Annotated in this window: 24 protein-coding genes and 1 pseudogene; 21 read left to right on the forward strand and 4 right to left on the reverse strand. The window is 42.0% G+C overall.

What is annotated here, in order from left to right; translation table 11 throughout:
• Window positions 1-295: 295 nt before the first annotated feature.
• The 4 genes from ACYTXL_RS20505 to plsY all read left to right on the forward strand — a co-directional run bounded on the left by ACYTXL_RS20505 (window position 296) and on the right by plsY (window position 3809).
• Window positions 296-1093, forward strand: a complete 798-nt coding sequence (locus ACYTXL_RS20505; RefSeq protein ID WP_461926328.1) for an MlaE family lipid ABC transporter permease subunit — start codon at window positions 296-298, stop codon at window positions 1091-1093.
• Window positions 1094-1272: 179 nt separating this feature from the next.
• Window positions 1273-1659 carry a DUF3119 family protein gene (locus tag ACYTXL_RS20510; protein WP_461926329.1) on the forward strand — a complete coding sequence of 129 codons (387 nt, stop codon included), beginning with the start codon at window positions 1273-1275 and terminating at the stop codon, window positions 1657-1659.
• A gap of 130 nt (window positions 1660-1789) precedes the next feature.
• The gene (locus tag ACYTXL_RS20515; RefSeq protein ID WP_461926381.1) at window positions 1790-3064 is read left to right on the forward strand and encodes a DUF3086 domain-containing protein; all 1275 of its coding nucleotides are present in this window, start codon (window positions 1790-1792) and stop codon (window positions 3062-3064) included.
• A gap of 64 nt (window positions 3065-3128) precedes the next feature.
• Window positions 3129-3809 (forward strand): glycerol-3-phosphate 1-O-acyltransferase PlsY, encoded by a 681-nt coding sequence (plsY, locus tag ACYTXL_RS20520; protein WP_461926330.1) that lies wholly within the window; start codon window positions 3129-3131, stop codon window positions 3807-3809.
• A gap of 57 nt (window positions 3810-3866) precedes the next feature.
• Here plsY and ACYTXL_RS20525 read toward each other — a convergent pair whose 3' ends face one another.
• Window positions 3867-4124, reverse strand: coding sequence for a hypothetical protein (locus ACYTXL_RS20525; protein WP_461926331.1), 258 nt, complete (start codon window positions 4122-4124; stop codon window positions 3867-3869).
• 63 nt (window positions 4125-4187) lie between these two features.
• Window positions 4188-4427: a hypothetical protein gene (locus ACYTXL_RS20530; protein WP_461926332.1), complete on the reverse strand. Its 240-nt coding sequence runs from the start codon at window positions 4425-4427 to the stop codon at window positions 4188-4190.
• 262 nt (window positions 4428-4689) lie between these two features.
• Between ACYTXL_RS20530 and ACYTXL_RS20535 the strand changes: the two genes are divergently transcribed.
• The 7 genes from ACYTXL_RS20535 to ACYTXL_RS20565 all read left to right on the forward strand — a co-directional run bounded on the left by ACYTXL_RS20535 (window position 4690) and on the right by ACYTXL_RS20565 (window position 7684).
• A complete protein-coding gene (locus ACYTXL_RS20535) occupies window positions 4690-4890 on the forward strand; it encodes a hypothetical protein (RefSeq protein WP_461926387.1) in 201 nt (66 codons plus the stop codon).
• A gap of 90 nt (window positions 4891-4980) precedes the next feature.
• A complete protein-coding gene (locus tag ACYTXL_RS20540) occupies window positions 4981-5436 on the forward strand; it encodes a DUF29 domain-containing protein (RefSeq protein ID WP_461926333.1) in 456 nt (151 codons plus the stop codon).
• 292 nt (window positions 5437-5728) lie between these two features.
• On the forward strand, window positions 5729-5959 hold the full coding sequence (locus ACYTXL_RS20545; protein ID WP_461926334.1) for a DUF433 domain-containing protein: 231 nt from the start codon (window positions 5729-5731) through the stop codon (window positions 5957-5959).
• A 9-nt stretch (window positions 5960-5968) separates the two neighbouring features.
• Complete coding sequence (locus tag ACYTXL_RS20550; RefSeq protein WP_461926335.1) at window positions 5969-6331, forward strand: DUF5615 family PIN-like protein; 363 nt, start codon at window positions 5969-5971, stop codon at window positions 6329-6331.
• A gap of 341 nt (window positions 6332-6672) precedes the next feature.
• A complete protein-coding gene (locus ACYTXL_RS20555) occupies window positions 6673-6903 on the forward strand; it encodes a hypothetical protein (RefSeq protein WP_461926336.1) in 231 nt (76 codons plus the stop codon).
• 181 nt (window positions 6904-7084) lie between these two features.
• A complete protein-coding gene (locus tag ACYTXL_RS20560; RefSeq protein WP_461926337.1) occupies window positions 7085-7411 on the forward strand; it encodes a hypothetical protein in 327 nt (108 codons plus the stop codon).
• Window positions 7412-7417: 6 nt separating this feature from the next.
• A complete protein-coding gene (locus tag ACYTXL_RS20565) occupies window positions 7418-7684 on the forward strand; it encodes a hypothetical protein (protein WP_461926338.1) in 267 nt (88 codons plus the stop codon).
• Between the two features lie 179 nt (window positions 7685-7863).
• Here the strand turns inward: ACYTXL_RS20565 and ACYTXL_RS20570 are convergent, their stop codons facing one another.
• Window positions 7864-8079 carry a hypothetical protein gene (locus tag ACYTXL_RS20570; RefSeq protein WP_461926339.1) on the reverse strand — a complete coding sequence of 72 codons (216 nt, stop codon included), beginning with the start codon at window positions 8077-8079 and terminating at the stop codon, window positions 7864-7866.
• 44 nt (window positions 8080-8123) lie between these two features.
• Window positions 8124-8267 (reverse strand): annotated as a pseudogene (locus ACYTXL_RS20575) (NAD(P)(+) transhydrogenase (Re/Si-specific) subunit alpha); the annotation flags it as partial.
• Between the two features lie 734 nt (window positions 8268-9001).
• On the opposite strand from ACYTXL_RS20575, the gene ACYTXL_RS20580 reads away from it, so the two are divergent.
• The 10 genes from ACYTXL_RS20580 (at window position 9002) to ACYTXL_RS20625 (ending at window position 16311) form a co-directional block, all read left to right on the forward strand.
• Window positions 9002-9514, forward strand: coding sequence for a DUF2808 domain-containing protein (locus tag ACYTXL_RS20580; protein ID WP_461926340.1), 513 nt, complete (start codon window positions 9002-9004; stop codon window positions 9512-9514).
• Between the two features lie 277 nt (window positions 9515-9791).
• Complete coding sequence (rpmH, locus tag ACYTXL_RS20585; protein WP_094327629.1) at window positions 9792-9926, forward strand: 50S ribosomal protein L34; 135 nt, start codon at window positions 9792-9794, stop codon at window positions 9924-9926.
• A 25-nt stretch (window positions 9927-9951) separates the two neighbouring features.
• Window positions 9952-10374 carry a ribonuclease P protein component gene (rnpA, locus tag ACYTXL_RS20590; RefSeq protein WP_461926341.1) on the forward strand — a complete coding sequence of 141 codons (423 nt, stop codon included), beginning with the start codon at window positions 9952-9954 and terminating at the stop codon, window positions 10372-10374.
• Window positions 10361-10753 (forward strand): PH domain-containing protein, encoded by a 393-nt coding sequence (locus tag ACYTXL_RS20595; RefSeq protein ID WP_461926342.1) that lies wholly within the window; start codon window positions 10361-10363, stop codon window positions 10751-10753. Before rnpA ends, ACYTXL_RS20595 begins: the two co-directional genes overlap by 14 nt.
• Window positions 10754-10793: 40 nt before the next feature.
• Window positions 10794-10946 carry a hypothetical protein gene (locus tag ACYTXL_RS20600; protein ID WP_461926343.1) on the forward strand — a complete coding sequence of 51 codons (153 nt, stop codon included), beginning with the start codon at window positions 10794-10796 and terminating at the stop codon, window positions 10944-10946.
• Window positions 10947-10991: 45 nt separating this feature from the next.
• Entirely contained in the window at window positions 10992-12143 is a 1152-nt protein-coding gene (gene yidC, locus ACYTXL_RS20605; RefSeq protein ID WP_461926344.1) for a membrane protein insertase YidC, read from the forward strand.
• Window positions 12140-12667, forward strand: a complete 528-nt coding sequence (locus ACYTXL_RS20610) for a Jag family protein (protein WP_461926345.1) — start codon at window positions 12140-12142, stop codon at window positions 12665-12667. Before yidC ends, ACYTXL_RS20610 begins: the two co-directional genes overlap by 4 nt.
• A gap of 588 nt (window positions 12668-13255) precedes the next feature.
• Entirely contained in the window at window positions 13256-13774 is a 519-nt protein-coding gene (locus ACYTXL_RS20615; protein ID WP_461926346.1) for a YceD family protein, read from the forward strand.
• Window positions 13775-14191: 417 nt separating this feature from the next.
• Window positions 14192-15703 (forward strand): AAA family ATPase, encoded by a 1512-nt coding sequence (locus ACYTXL_RS20620; protein ID WP_461926347.1) that lies wholly within the window; start codon window positions 14192-14194, stop codon window positions 15701-15703.
• Between the two features lie 113 nt (window positions 15704-15816).
• The gene (locus ACYTXL_RS20625) at window positions 15817-16311 is read left to right on the forward strand and encodes an SH3 domain-containing protein (protein WP_461926382.1); all 495 of its coding nucleotides are present in this window, start codon (window positions 15817-15819) and stop codon (window positions 16309-16311) included.
• The last annotated feature ends 46 nt before the right edge of the window (window positions 16312-16357 follow it).

Consider the following 16357-nt stretch of genomic DNA (forward strand, 5'->3'; position numbering starts at 1 on the left):
TGACTTCAATCTCCCAAACCCTTGCAAAATCAATGTTAGAGCCAAGGCTAGCAGCTATTTATTGGTTTCAGCACCTTTAATAGCAGCTTCACTTTCTGAGAGCGTCTTTAATCTAAGTTAATGTTTAGTCTTCTTAAGGGAGTGGGGAGTAGGCTTGCCGTGAGCGTAGCCGAATGGGAGTAGGGGAAGAAGAAGCAGAGGGGAAAGAGGTCATTTTTCATTCTCCCCATTCCCCATTCCCCATTCCCATGACTTCCGCTATTCTTAAAGCAGTTACCGAGTTAGCTACAGAACATTGAACCAGACTACATCCGAATCCAGTTTAGGAAAATGGAGTCAGCGGCTGCTGTCAGCGATTTTTCTGGGTGGGCAAGTACTAGTTCACCTATTAAAGGGCAAAATCCATCGGCGCAACACCTTACAACAAATGGCAGCAGTTGGGCCAGATTCCCTATTTATTGCCCTCGTGACGGCTATTTTCGTTGGCGCGGTGTTTACCATTCAGGTGGCGCGGGAATTTATCAACTTTGGGGCAGGAAACGTTATCGGCGGAGTGCTTTCTATAGCCTTGACACGAGAACTCGCTCCCGTGTTAACAGCAGTGGTTTTAGCCGGACGAGTCGGTTCTGCCTTTGCAGCAGAAATCGGTACCATGCGAGTCTCAGAACAAATCGATGCCATGTTGATGTTAAGAACAGATCCAATCGATTACCTAGTTATCCCCCGCGTTCTTGCTTGCTGTTTGATGCTACCAATTTTAACTCTCCTGTCTTTGATAACAGGGATGTTTGGGGGATTAATAATTGCGACAAATATCTACAACCTGTCTGATACGGTATTTCTAGACTCAGCCCGTAACTTTCTTGGTATCTGGGATATTTTTAGCGCCATGATTAAGGCGTGTTGCTTTGGCATTTTAATCGCCGTAATTGGTTGCAGTTGGGGGTTAACGACAACAGGAGGAGCCAAAGGTGTAGGAGAGTCAACCACAGCTGCTGTTGTGACTGCCTTGCTGGTTATATTTGTGAGCAATTTCCTTCTTTCTTGGTTAATGTTTCAGGGGACTGGCAGTGCATTTATACAAAGCCCATAAAAATTAAGAGTTATGAGTCAAGAGTTAAGAGTTAGGAGTGAGGAGTTTTAAATCATAACTCTTAACTCCTTTACAGACGGGATTAATCACGTCTCTGACTCCTGTACAGACGCGATTAATCGCGTCTCTGACTCCTAAAATAGGAGAAATGCCTACTAAATAAAGCAGGATTTAAGACTGTGACCAGTTCATTTGCTCATAACTCCACCTCAACTGTAGAACTCAAGCCTAGTTACAATATACCTATAGTGTTGGTGATTGCCGCTATTCCACTACTGTTAGTACAACCGTGGGTAGGCTCTGTTTTCACACTGTTTGGTTTGTTTCTCATGTTTCAGGCGTTAACGCTGCGTTTGCAATTTACCGCTACCGACTTAGATATTTACAGAGGCGAAAAATTGATTCGGCGCTTTCCCTACCAGGAATGGCAAAACTGGCGGATATTCTGGAATGGAATCCCCATCCTGTTTTACTTTAAAGAAATTAAAAGTATTCACTTTTTGCCGATTTTATTTGACCCCAACACCTTGAAAACTTGCTTGGAACAACGTTGTCCACGTATTTAGTGTTGAGTGCTATCTGTGCTGAGTTGTTTTGCTTTAAACTCATAACTCAGCACTCAGGACTTTTATGGCAGGTCAATTGTAATATTTCTGAAAGCTATTTATTCGCGTCATCGGAATTACACTATTGTTTATGAACTCAGAGGCATCTCAAACCCCAGAACCAATTGATGAGCGGTTGGCAGAAAAACCAGAACAAAACAATGCATTTGTTCATCCAGTAAATCCATCTGTTGAGTCAGTGGTAAAAACAGAAGCCATTCGCTCATCAGAAGGCTACTCAACTTCTGAGCCACTCATCTCCAATGCAGAAGTGGTAGATTCTCCAGTAGAGCTAACAGAAAATTCAAATGGCGAGTTTGTAGGGCAGTTAGAAGCGGAAAATATCGCACTGGGGTCAGAAATAGGATCAGAAAATAATTCATTATATGCAGAAGCAGAGCAACGAGTGGCAGAGTTGCAGAGCGCTGAGACAGTTCTCAAGGAAGAAATAGCCAAGCTGCAAGCTTCTTACAAAAACCTTCAGTCCCAAGTAAGTGAAACTCAAACCTCGCTGGGACGACTTGTGCAAGAGTCGCTGGTGCAGTTAGAACAACGTAAACAAACCCTGCAAATTTCTGTAGAACAGCTAGAACGCCGTCAAGAACGTATTCGCAACGAGATGCGAACCACTTTTGCGGGTACATCCCAAGACTTGGCAATTCGGGTGCAGGGTTTTAAAGACTATCTCACGGGTAGCTTACAGGATTTGGCCTCTGCTGCTGAACAGTTGCAACTGACGCCAAGTGTGGTGGAACGAGAAAAACCATCTATAAAAGAGGCTAAACCAGTTGAATCCCAACCTGGAATACCCCAATTTGCCCAACAGCAGTTTCAAGATACTACAAAGCAAATTCGCCGCCTAATTGACCAATACCGCAATAAACCAGATTACTATGGGCCAGCGTGGCAACTACGCCGCACCTTTGAACCAATCCATGCAGAACGAGTCTCTAACTGGTTTTTTACCCAAGGGGGACGGGGTGGTTTGCGGACAATGGGTAGCCGCTTACAGAATATTCTGATTGCCTCAGCCACAATTTCGATATTACATAAGCTGTATGGCGATCGCGTCCGTACTTTAGTCTTAGCTAATACACCGGAGCGATTAGGTGAATGGCGGCGCGGCTTGCAAGACTGTCTGGGAATCGGTCGTCCAGATTTCGGGCCAGACAGAGGTGTGGTATTATTTGAGGCATCAGATGCTGTGGCTCAAAAAGCAGACCGATTGACGAAAGCCAATCAACTGCCCTTAATTATCATTGACGATTCAGAAGAGCAAATCAGTTTGTCACTGCTGCAATTTCCCTTGTGGTTAGCCTTTGCCCCTGACTCCAAAGCAGTGAGAAACTATGATGATGACTTCTAAATTAGTCATTAGTCAAGAGTAATACCTCTTGACTTTTTTAAATTTTGAATGCGTGAATTGGATTATGGCTATTTGGTTAACTCTGTGCGCGGCAATTGTAGTTATAGCTTACCTGCTGGGTTCTTTTCCCACTGGCTACATCGCTGTGAAGCAGCTAAAAGGTATTGATATTCGAGAAGTTGGTTCAGGTTCCACTGGCGCAACTAATGTATTAAGAACCTTGGGGAAAGGGCCAGGAGCATTGGTTTTAGTACTTGATTCCTTAAAGGGAGTATTAGCGATCGCTCTAGTTTACTGGTTGTTCAATTTTAAGCCAATTCATAATTATATCCCCCCAACGGTAGATGTACAACTGTGGCAACCGTGGATGGTAACAATATCTGGATTAGCTGCCATTCTGGGACATAGTAAATCGATTTTTTTGGGCTTTACTGGTGGTAAATCTGTTGCTATTAGCTTGGGGATTTTGTTGGCAATGAGTTGGCAGATAGGTTTAGCAACAGCAGGTGTGTTTGCCGTCGTCGTGGCAATATCGCGGATTGTCTCTTTGAGTTCAATTGCAGGTGCGATCGCAGGTTCAATTTTCATGGTACTTTTGCATCAACCGTTACCCTATGTTCTGTTTGGGATTGCCGGGGGATTATATGTAATTTTGCGCCACCGCACTAATATTCAACGACTGCTTGCGGGAACGGAGCCAAAAATTGGGCAAAATGTAGCGACAGAACCAGAACAAACTGCATAATTGACCAACCGGCAAATAGATATATTTTTTGCCTCCATGCTTCAGCCACGGCTAGGCTTACGAACGAACGTTTCCTTTAATTAAACGATGGAAAAGGCGGCAAGGCCACAAAAAAGCTCCACAGATACTTATTGAGGCGATGGCGGCCACAACTCGCCAACTCGAACTAGGCCCAGTCGCAGACTCTGAAGGATGAGCTTGTGTACTTTTAGGTAGTTCTGGCACTAAATGAGATAGCTGACTGGCTGTACTAACCCCTTCAATCGCTGCTCCAATTAGATAAGCTACCAGGGCAATTACTAGCCAGTGATTCATAATATTCAATTGTTTGAACTCTGAGCGTATAATTGGCAATGAGCAATCATTTGATTTCTGGTGCTAATAATTGCCGCCTTGTCCGAAGGATAATCGACCTTCAGCTGTATCACGAATCAGGGGCAATTTAGATTTTATATAAGTATTGAGTATGTTATCTGCCTGAGCATCAATCCCCTGCTTAACTTTTAACTGCTGGAGGAGCAATTGTACTAAAGCAGCATCGTCAAACTGTAGCAGGGTGCTGACCTGGGTAGACTCGATTACAGCCCAGAGCTGTTGCATCATTTTGGCACTGACCATGAGTCTGTAACCTCTTAAGCTTTTCTTTATATTTGCACGAATTTAAAATTTCTGGTTAGTTTTTGTCTAAAAATTTGTAAAGATGTCGGTTTAAACTGGAGTTTGGACTAAAAGCTCAGGCTCAGAAAAAGTACTTAGAGAATTAGAGATAAAAAATAGACAATAGTACTGAATTGAAGACTAAAGGGTTTAAACAAAAGCAAGCAGTAGTAATACTGACTGCTGTAGAGTCAATGAATCTAATCTATAAATCATTGACGTGATGATCCTGACACAATTAGAAGAATTCCGGCAAGCAATCTACGATTGTTTGGGCAAAGTGAAAGACGCCGTATTTGAACTGATGCGTTGGAGCGGATTTCATTTTCTTCAATCTCCAAACCGAGATATGGAAATCATCCGTGTCGAAGTGATTAAACCCGCAGGACGGAATCGGAAATTCAAACCCTTATGGTTAGCTTGATTGGGTAAGATAATGCCGTAAGCTACGCTAACGTAGACTCTAAGATAACACAAGTAATGTTAAAATTATATATCCATAAAGGAGAAATTTATGGGCAATCAATCTGTTCCTAAAACCAATAATCTTTATGCACAAGATTATCACTTGTGGTTAGAACACACTGTTTATTTATTAAAAAACAAAAACTTTTTAGAATTAGAGTTAGAAAATTTAATTGAAGAAATTGAAAGTATGGGGAGAAGTGATAAAAATGCTTTAAAGAGTAATCTTAGAGTGCTTTTAATGCACCTTCTCAAATACAAATTTCAACCCCAGAACCGATCCAATAGCTGGTTATATACAATCTATGAATATCGTCAAATATTACAAGAAGCATTTTTAGATAGTCCTAGCTTAAAATGCTATTACACAGAAGTTTTTGATAATTGTTACCAATATGCTCGAAAAGAAGCATCTATTGAAACAGGACTTCCTGTGTCTATTTTTCCTAAAGACTATCCTTTTTCTGTTGATGAAACCTTAAATTCTGATTTTTTCCTAAATTAATCATAATCGCCTTTTTTGTTTCGCGCAAAATCGCCAATTAACACTAGCCGCAATTACAGCTATTGCAGATTATGCACCTAGTAGTGAACTAAATATATTCTCAGACTTAGACGGAGAAGACTTTTGCGATGATTCAGATGAAGACTTCTACAACTCAGGGACTTATGTACAGAGGTGAAGTCTGGTTAGTGAATTTAGATCCAACAGTAGGGACAGAAATTAGCAAAAAACGTCTAGCTTACTGTAATTATCGTATTTATGAGAAACTAGAAGATATTACAAAAAATAATTTATGTTAGGTCTGGAAAGAATTACATTTAATCTTCACATTATGGCAGGACAAGCGTGCATTCGTGGGATGCGGATTCCAGTTTCATTAGTGGTTAATTTGGTAGCTAATGGCAAACCTGTAGAGGAGATTTTAGAAGAATATCCTGATTTAGAACCAGAGGATATTCGTCAATCTTTACTTTACGCAGCTTGGTTAACTCAAGAACGGGTTTATCCCTTCAAAACGGCTTAATTAAGTAAAATGAAATTTTTAGCTGATATGGGAATTTCTCTACGCACTGTGTCTTGGTTGCGTAATGCTGGTTATGATGTGGTACATTTGCGCTATGAAGGGTTGCAAAGACTACCAGATAATCAGATTTTAGTGAAAGCTCGTATAGAAGGGAGGATTTTATTAACTGTAGACTTGGATTTTGCCCAACTTTTAGCCACTAGTGGGGATAATTTACCCAGTGTAATTTTGTTTAGATTAGGAAATAAAAATTACAACGCAATTAATGAGCGTTTAACGGAAGTTTTAAGGGAATGTCAGGCAGATTTAGAAGCAGGGACAATTATTTCTGTCAGTAATGAAACTTTCAGAGTAAGGCGATTACCTATATAAGTTAAGTTGATTGTTAATGTAGCTTAACGTAGCGATGCCTTCGGCTGGCTTCTCTACGAGAGGCTACGCCAACGCCTACGTACTGTGGAGATTTTGCAGGCGATGCCTTGGGCGGGCATCGCCTACGCTTTTTTTAACGAACCACCAAGACGCCAAGGAAGAATAGAAGAGAGCGATCGCGTTTGTATCTCCCAGCTTGAATTTGGGATTGAATAAACTGCTTATGCTCAGGTTTGAGGGAGATATTCATTTCAAATAACCCTACTAACTTGACTATATTCAAATTTTATCGCTAATTGACTTGACGAACGAATACGGCTCAGTTTTCAACTGAAAGATTAATGCGATCGCGTTTCAAGATAAAAGCAAGCGATGCCTTCGGCTGGCTTCTCTACGAGAGGCTACGCCAACGCCTACGCACTGTGACATTTTGCAGGCGATCGCTCTTTTTAACGAACCACAGAGGCGCAGAGGACACAGAGTCAGAAGAGAGCGATCGCATCGTGGAGTTTTATTTTAGAAGTGCGATCGCTTTTTTATCTCACGCAGAGGACACAGAGGATTCAAGATAGTGATCGCTTAATTGATTACCTCGATCAGGAACCGATCCTTAATCTATTGGATACCATGTAAGCGTCGGGACTTGATCAGGGAGGTAAAAGAGCCATTCACGCTAAAATATAATATAACTGCCAACACTAAAACAAATTAATATCTACTCGTGTTATTAATTTATGTACTTGCAAGATACTTATGAACAATAATCAACCTATCACACCACAATCATCAACGACACCCCGCGCTGATTTATTATTAGAAATTGAACAAACTCCAGAAGAATATCTCCCAGAATTACTACAATTTGTACGTCTATTTCGTCAAACTCTGACGATGAAACAGACATCATTAAATCAGTGGGAAAATGCTATCAATGAAATTAATCATAGTGATACCGTTAAACAACAAGAAAGGAAAACAAATATTAAAGAATTATTTGAGTCATGGAATGAGTTAGATGAACAAGAAGAACAACAGAAAACCTTAGAAATTATAGAATCTATGAAAGGCATTTCTATTTAGAATAGGATGAGTAAGGTTATTATCTTAGATTCTGCACCTGTGGGATTAATTACTAATCCAAAAGCAACACCTCTAGCTGTGCAATGTCAAGAATGGTTTTATACGCTTTTTGAGAGAGGATATGAAGTAATTTTACCAGAAATTATAGATTATGAAATTAGACGGGAATTATTAAGGGCAAATAAATTATCAGGAATTAGAAAACTTAATCAACTCAAGTTAGAAATTATCTATCTTCCTATTACAACAGAAGTGATGTTGAAAGCAGCATAGTTATGGGCTGAAGTCCGAAATCAAGGTAAATCTACAGCAGATAATAAAGCTTTAGATGGTGATGTAATTTTAGCATCTCAATCTATTTTAGTTGCTAATTATGGACATGAGGTTATTATTGCCACAAGTAATAAAAAACATTTATCTATTTTTATTGATGCTAGAGAATGGGAAGAAATTTAGAAAATTAACCGAGCGATCACAGGAGATTTAACGATCGCTTTTCTATCTAACGCAAAAGCGCAAAGAAAGAAGAGAGCGATCGCACAATGGAAATTTTGCAGGCGATCGCTTTTTTTAACGAACCACAGAGGCGCAGAGAACACACAGTCAGAAGAGAGCGATGCCTTTGGCGAGCTTCGCCTACGCACTGTGGAGATTTTGCAGGCAATCACTTTTTTTAAAGCTCCGCCAAGGACGTTATTGGCGTACTTGGCGGAGCACCTGTTTCTACCCAAACTTCCAAACCTTGTTTTACCAATCGGCCAACGGCATCAGGAATTAATGTCACACGACGTTCACAAACTTCAATTTCTTTAGCAACTGCTATTCTCATAAAATCTCCTGAAGATAAATACCTAATCTCTGCTAAATAGGCGATTGTCCATATAAGGGGTGTCCCGCACTCATTGTATTTAGGCAGGAATATCAACCATGACTTTTATTTATAGATTGAACCTGGAATCTTTCCTCTTTCACTCTTAGTTCTCCAGGCAAAGCCTCACTTTGCTGCTCGCAGAGATGATATTTTCAGATAGTTGCAAACAGGGTTACGTATTGCATATCCTAAATTGATTCCCAAATTTGGCATTTTTATCTTCAACTGATTTTTGGGATTAAAAAATTTTGGTATTCCTTTCTTATAGAGTAATATTGAGCAAATTTTCAAAGCTTGATAATTTCCCAATCAAATTTTAAGGATTACGACTTTGATTCAAACTTCTTTTAATCAATTTAGCCCAACTTAACTGGCGATCGCTGATAGCGCGGCTCAATTTTTATAACAAAATTCTCAAATTTTAGATACACTTGTACATATTTTGAAATACAATCTAATCCTAACTGTGTTTTTATCTAGTTCAAATTTGACTAACTTAGTAATCTAAATCATGACTCTACAAGGATAATGAAGTAAATACTATATGTTTAATTTACTACTAAGTAATTTTACTGTTGTCCAAAGCTGAGAGAAGATGACACTTTTTATTGTTATGAAACGTCCATTGTTAGGAAGTGAGTAGTAAAGTTTAGTAAAGAATACTAACACACAGTTATTTTTAGATAACAGATTTACATTTTGGTAGAGGAAGCCCAATTATGCGACGTTTACTTTCTGCTTTAGCCGTGACTAGTTTTTTGGTTACTGGATTACCAGCCTTGACTTTGGCGCAAAGCTTACCTGGATTGACGCTGTTTAGCGGCATCAAAGGCGAAAATCAGCTGCCCTTTAGGTTAGATTTTGGTGGACAAGCTAATGCTCCGGATCGATACATATTGAGGATTCCAGCCAAAAAAATGAAATTGGCTGTTAGTCAATTTGCCATTACCTACCCTAATTATTACAAAGGAACTTTTGACTCGAAAGAAATTGAAGTCCGAGTCAGAGGCAAAGCAGTTCCGCTTTCTGAGGTGAAGTGGGACAAAGAAGGTAAACTGATTAATATTTTTCCCCAAGATCCGGTGCCAGCAGGTAGCCCAGTTGAGTTAGTCTTATCTAACGTCCAAAACCCATCCTTCGGCGGAGTTTACTATTTCAATTGTCAAGTTCTCTCCCCTGGCGATGTGCCACTACTGCGCTACATGGGAACATGGATTTTGAGCATCAATTAAGGTGGGGAGTAAGAATTTTAGATTTTAGACTTCGGCGTGAGCGCTTAGTCGAACGCTTTTGGATTAAAGAATTGAAATTTAATCCAAAAGACGCTCGATAGCATTCGCGTAGCGTCTCCTAGAGAAGCGTTAGCGAGTCTGCTCTGCGAACGTCTGACTCGCTCTCCGTGGCGCTATTGTCAATCCAAAATTGAATTGTCCAATTCCCAATTTCCTAATAAAGTGATAAAATATGAGATTGTGAGTTTTTATAAAAATCACCTAAGAGGAGAACTCTATGAAAAGAACACTGGGCGGCACTAGCCGTAAGAGAAAAAGAACCTCTGGTTTTCGCGCCAGAATGCGGACACCAGACGGCAGAAACGTAATTAGCGCTAGGAGAAGAAAGGGGCGTCACCGTCTGAGCGTTTAGGGTATATCAAGCTAAAAGAGCATCTGTGGCTTTGCCTAAAGCAAATCGGCTAAAATCCCGCAAGGATTTCCAGGCAGTTTTCCGGGAAGGAATTCGGCGTCATGGCTCTTATTTAACATTGAGAGCCTTAAAGCCATTATGTTTAACAAAACCTTCTTTGGATATTGCCACCCAGACTACACCAGCAACTAACTCAGCACATCTTGCCAGTACGCGAATTGGCATTTCCATAAGCACAAAAGTCAGCAAAAGGGCAGTGGTTCGCAACCGAATCAAACGGCAAATTGCTGGTGCTTTACACAAATTGCTGCCTAAATTATCACCAGGATGGCGGCTAGTGGTAATTGTCAAACCCACAGCAGGAGAATCTAAGTGCGTAAGCTCAGAATTTCTGCAAGAATTAGAGCAGTTGTTGGCACAAGCTGAGGTGTTCGATGGGAATTCGTGAAGATGTTTATTATGAAGGTGGACCCCATCTTGGGGATTTAATTATCAACCTCCTGATTGGGCTAACGATTGTCGGCATACCCTTAACAGTTGGGGCAATTGTCAGGGCATTGTGGCTGCGTTTCCGCATCACCGATCGCCGAATTACTGTGATCGGAGGTTGGCAGGGGCGCGATCGCACTGACATAATTTACTCAGAAATTGTCAAAGTCGTCACAGTTCCCCGTGGCATTGGCTTTTGGGGAGATATGGTATTAACCCTAAGAAACGGCAGTCGTCTCGAATTGCGTGCAATTCCCAAGTTTCGGGAAGTCTATGACTACATCAACGACAGAATTGCAGCGAAAAATCCCGAATATACTGTTGCTGCCAACAAATGATGGGAGCAAGAGGGGATGAGGGGGACGAAGGGAATAACCAATGCCTAATACTTCTCTACGAGAGGCTACGCCAACGACTTCTCTACTTCGGCGCCGCTCAGTACAAGTCAGTACAAGTGCCCAATGCCCAATGCCCCATTTAAATGTGCGGCTATCCGTAGCGAAAGATAGTCGCCGACAAATTATGATTTAGATAAATTAGATTCAGTTTACAGTAGCTCAGGTTGAATTCAGAATAATGGATTTTGGTATCGGCTTTCTCTCGAACAACGTGATGCTGCCAATCATAGATTTTTTCTATGGTATTGTGCCTAGCTACGGATTAGCGATCGTTGCTTTGACACTGATAGTCCGCTTCGCGCTCTATCCCCTGAGTGCTGGCTCAATTCGCAACATGCGGAAAATGCGAATTGTACAACCTCTAATGCAAAAGCGGATGGCAGCAATCAAAGAGCGCTATAAGGATGATCCGCAAAAGCAGCAGGAGGAAATGGTCAATGTTCAAAAAGAATTTGGGAATCCTTTAGCAGGTTGTTTTCCATTAGTAGTGCAAATGCCAGTCTTGTTAGCGCTATTCGCCACTTTGCGGGGTTCGCCTTTTGCGAGTGCGAACTACAGCGTTAACCTGCAAATCTTTCCCGCACAACAAATCGAACAAATTCAACCGCAAGCTTTTGCCACTGCTGCTCAAAATATTTACGTTGCGGATGGGGAACACGTTAAAGTCGCTGCAATCCTTCCCAGTGGTAATAAATTAGCGGTGGGAGAACAAACAAAGATACAATATCAGACTATTGAGGGCAAACCATTTCAGGTGCTCTTAGCAGAACACCCAGAAAATAAGCTGATTCCTGATTGGAAAGTCACCAAAGGGGAAGATCGGATAAAAATCGATGCCCAAGGCAATGTAGAAGCTTTGCAACCGGGAGAAGTGAGCATTCAAGGAACAATTCCTGGACTAGCAGCAGAAAAAGGCTTTCTATTTATTGATGCCTTAGGTAGGGTTGGCGCAACCGATCCAGATGGGACAATCCACTGGGATATCGTCGCCATGATCGTCTTCTTTGGAATCAGCCTTTATGTTAGTCAGCTGCTTTCTGGGCAAAATTCCAGTGGTGGCAATCCGCAGCAGGATACAGTGAACAAAATCACCCCAGTCATCTTTTCTGGAATGTTTTTGTTCTTCCCCTTACCAGCCGGGGTGCTAATGTATATGGTGATTGGTAATATTTTCCAAACCGCACAAACTTATCTTCTCTCCCGCGAACCTCTATCAGAAGAACTGCAAAAAATTGTAGAAATTCAGGAAAAAGAAGCAGCAGTCACAGAACAAAAGGCATTGCCCTTTGAACCAAAAAGTGGTAAGAAAAAGGCGGCAGGGGGATCATGAGCAACATTCCGATGCAGCGAGGTCAGCAATGGTTAAAAACACTGCTGGAACTCACCGGGATACCTGGTGAGATTCAAGGTCATTTAGAAACTGCCCAATCTCAAGACGGGGATGCCCCAGAACCAGATAATTACTGGTTGACAATTGACCAAACCAACTTTACTTCAGAACAAATCCAGATATTAATTGGTGCTGATGGTTCTGTGCTAGATGCGATTCAGTATCTAGCAAATTCAGTTTTAAACCTTAGCCAACCCCCGGAGGAACAAGCCTCTTACACCATTGAGTTGAATGGCTATCGGGTCAAAAGAGAAGCCGAAATTCGCGCATTAGCAGAAGCAGCAGCCGATGAAGTGCGATTTTCTGGTAGAGAAGTGGAAATAAAATCCCTCAGTTCTGCTGAACGGCGTCAAGTCCATACCTTCTTGAAGGAATTTGGAGATTTGGAAACATTCAGTCGCGGTAAAGAGCCGCATCGTCATCTGGTTGTGCGTCCAGCTTCGTTGGAAGAAGTTAGGAGTTAAGAGTTATGAGTTTGGAGTTAGGAGTTTGGAGTTAATTAAAAACTCATAACCATATAATTTCCAAATTTCTCTTGTTCTTAAGAGATCTGTACTAAATTGTCAGAAAGTTCATTAACAACGATCTAAACTTCACCAAAATAAGTAAGATTTTCTTGTAAAATCTAAATTAATGCCGAAAACCAAGGCTTAAATATTTGGTTTGTAAACCACGGTCGAGTCAAAACTAGCAAGCCTGTAAAAAGGTCAAACGGGAGTACCCCGAAGGTTAAATTTGCTGAAAATAATGGATGTCCAATGGCTAAAAGATTCAGAAACATATTAACAGTTCGGCTTCGCTCACTGTTAAAGCCGAGCGGAGCCGAGGCTTTAATCATCAGTAGGGTGGGCTACCCCCGAATTACGCTTGGGGACTGTTGAAGCCGTCTTCCTTGGATGAAGCAAGAAGCAGACCCTCTAAAGGAAACTTTAGTTGAATGGCTAACTTTAAATAAGTCTAGCCAAGTTCTGTATAGCAGAAACTAAAGATGCAGTATCAGTATAATTGCTGGTAATCAAGATAAATTTTAGTGAGGATGTCTCACAAATCCTATGGACGCAATTTATATTCCGCAGCTAACTCAAGCCCCGGAGCGGACAGAGGAAATTCAGGTTGAGGAATTTCTGCCTGGACTGGAAACGTTGACACCAGTTCGCGGTCATGTGCGCGTGCAGCATCATGGCAATTATTTGGAAGTGTCTAGTCAGGCAGAAACAATTATTACCTGTACCTGTAACCGATGTTTGCAGCAATACAATCGACGTTTAGGGCTTGATACGAAGGAAATCATCTGGTTGGACGAAACTGCAAATCAGCTAAATGACTTGCCTTTAGAAAGGGAAGTGGTTCTGGAAGAATTGCTTGAAACTCTACCGCCGGATGGTTATTTTTATCCTAACGAATGGCTGTATGAACAGATGTCCTTAGCCGTTCCCCAGCGTCAGCTGTGCGATCGCAATTGTCCAGGTATTCTTGTAAGTAGTACTCTTGATAGTTCTGATAGTCCTGAAACTCCAATGGATAACCGTTGGGCTTCTCTGGAAGCACTGAAAAAGCGACTTCCAGGGTAGTAATTTGGTAATTCCGTCAGACTTAAGTCTGCGGCTACACGAACTAAAGACTCAAAAAATTTGCTGAACGCAAAACCAGCGCTCGCTTACTTTTAAGGAATACTTACATACTTTAGCGATCGCACCGACAACCTCTGTAAACTTGTGGATAGCAGCCTGGAATTATCGCTTATCGCCTACGTCCGCCAGAGATTAAAATCTCTGGCTCATAGCTAAAGTCCACTAAAGTGGACTAGAAACCTTGATCTGTCTACTTTAGTGGACTTGGGCTATTAGTCCTGAACTTTAGTTCTGGGTGGGCGAGGGCGCTAAGTAAGATTTGAGCTAACTGAAGATTCCCTGGTGTTATTGGTTTTTAGTTGTTAGAGGTGATACAAACCTGAACAATGAGAGAATAACTAATAACTACAGCTATATATGAACTTCCGTGAAGAGTTTAAACTGCTGCTACGCGCCCGCTACCCTTTAATTTATATTCCCACCTATGAGGAGGAGCGGGTAGAAGCAGCTATCCGGGAAGAAGCAACCAATCAGGGTAATCGCCCAGTATATACTTGGGATTTTGTCGATGGCTACCAGGGAAACCCCAATGATGCTGGGTTTGGGCGACGTAACCCCTTGCAAGCTTTAGAATTTATCGAAAAATTACCAGCTTCCGCACCTGCGGTATTAATTCTACGAGATTATCATCGCTTTTTAGATGATGTTGCGATCGCCCGCAAACTCCGCAATCTCGCCCGACTCTTGAAGTCGCAACCAAAAAATATTGTCCTATTGTCGCCACGCATCGCCATTCCTGACGACTTAACCGAAGTGTTGACAGTTGTCGAGTTTCCGTTACCCGCCGCCGCAGAAATTAAAGTGGAGGTGGAACACTTACTACAAAGCACTGGTAACTCCCTTTCTCGGAAAGTTTTAGATGACTTAGTGCTATCTTGTCAAGGACTTTCGATGGAACGGATTCGCCGGGTTTTGGCAAAAGCGATCGCTACCCACGGAGAATTGCAACCAGAAGACGTGGATCTGGTTTTGGAAGAAAAGCGCCAAACTATCCGCCAAACCCAAATCCTGGACTTCTACCCCGCCACTGAGCAAATTTCTGATATTGGTGGACTGGATAACTTGAAAGACTGGCTGATTCGGCGGGGAGGCTCCTTTACTGATAAGGCGCGACAGTACGGATTACCGCACCCCCGTGGTTTAATGTTGGTGGGTATTCAGGGAACTGGTAAATCGTTAACGGCAAAAGCGATCGCTCATCACTGGCATTTACCTTTGCTACGTCTGGATGTCGGGAGGTTATTTGGCGGTTTGGTGGGTGAATCAGAATCTCGGACTCGCCAAATGATCCAAGTAGCTGAAGCCCTCGCTCCCTGTATTTTGTGGATTGATGAAATAGATAAAGCCTTTGCTGGAGTTGGTAGCAAAGGTGATGCCGGAACAGCCAGCCGTGTGTTTGGCACTTTTATTAACTGGCTAGCCGAAAAAAGCTCACCTGTTTTTGTCGTCGCCACCGCCAACGACATCCAAGCCTTACCACCGGAAATGCTCCGTAAGGGGCGATTTGATGAAATTTTCTTTGTGGGTTTGCCTACCCAAGAAGAGAGAAAAGCAATTTATGATGTTCATTTATCCCGATTGCGTCCCCATAACTTGAAAAGTTATGACATCGACAGGCTAGCTTATGAAACGCCCGATTTTTCTGGGGCAGAGATTGAGCAAACCTTAATTGAAGCGATGCATATTGGATTTAGCCAAAACCGCGACTTTGCTACCGACGACATTTTAGAAGCCGCCAGTCAGATCATCCCCTTGGCGCGAACTGCTGTAGAGCAAATTCAGCAACTTCAAGAATGGGCAGCGGCTGGGAGAGCGCGTTTAGCATCAAAACACAATCCTTTAAGCGATCGCCTCCGGCGCACTCCGTAAACACACTCAGTTGGCAGCTACAATAATGAGTTAGTCAATAATTACTAGTTAATAGTCAACAGTTAATCATGAATTAATATTGACTATTGACCACTGATGCTCAAATTTTAACTATGTTGTCTGGCTTAACAAAATTTATCCTTGGGTTTTTATTAGCGATCGCTGTGTTAATCGGTGGCGGTGTTGCAGTTGCACTCTATTTCATGAATCGCACTGGCATACCCCCAGCCAAACCCGTTTTTTCCAATGATACCCCCTCGGTAAAAGCCCAAGCTCCAAAAGCAACCGAGACTGGAGCAGGTAAACCTACCCTTACATCTGGGACGAATACTAAATCTTCTCCCAGTTCAACTTCTACTCCCACTCCCACTGAATCACCAAAAGCATTGCCATCGGGAGCTTACCGAGGGCGTGTTAGTTGGCGTGAAGGCTTGAGTTTGCGATCGCAACCAAATCAAGAAGCTGAAAAAATTGGTGGGGTTGGTTTTAATCAAAAAATTATTGTTTTGTCAGAAAGCGAGGACAAATCCTGGCAAAAGATCCGTTTGGAAGGTAGCGAACAAGAAGGTTGGGTGAAAGCAGGTAATACTGAAAAAGTTGATCAATAATAGCTTAAAAAATCAGAGCAAATAGAAGAACCACAAACGGGAAGAC

The organism is Nostoc sp. (assembly GCF_054880495.1).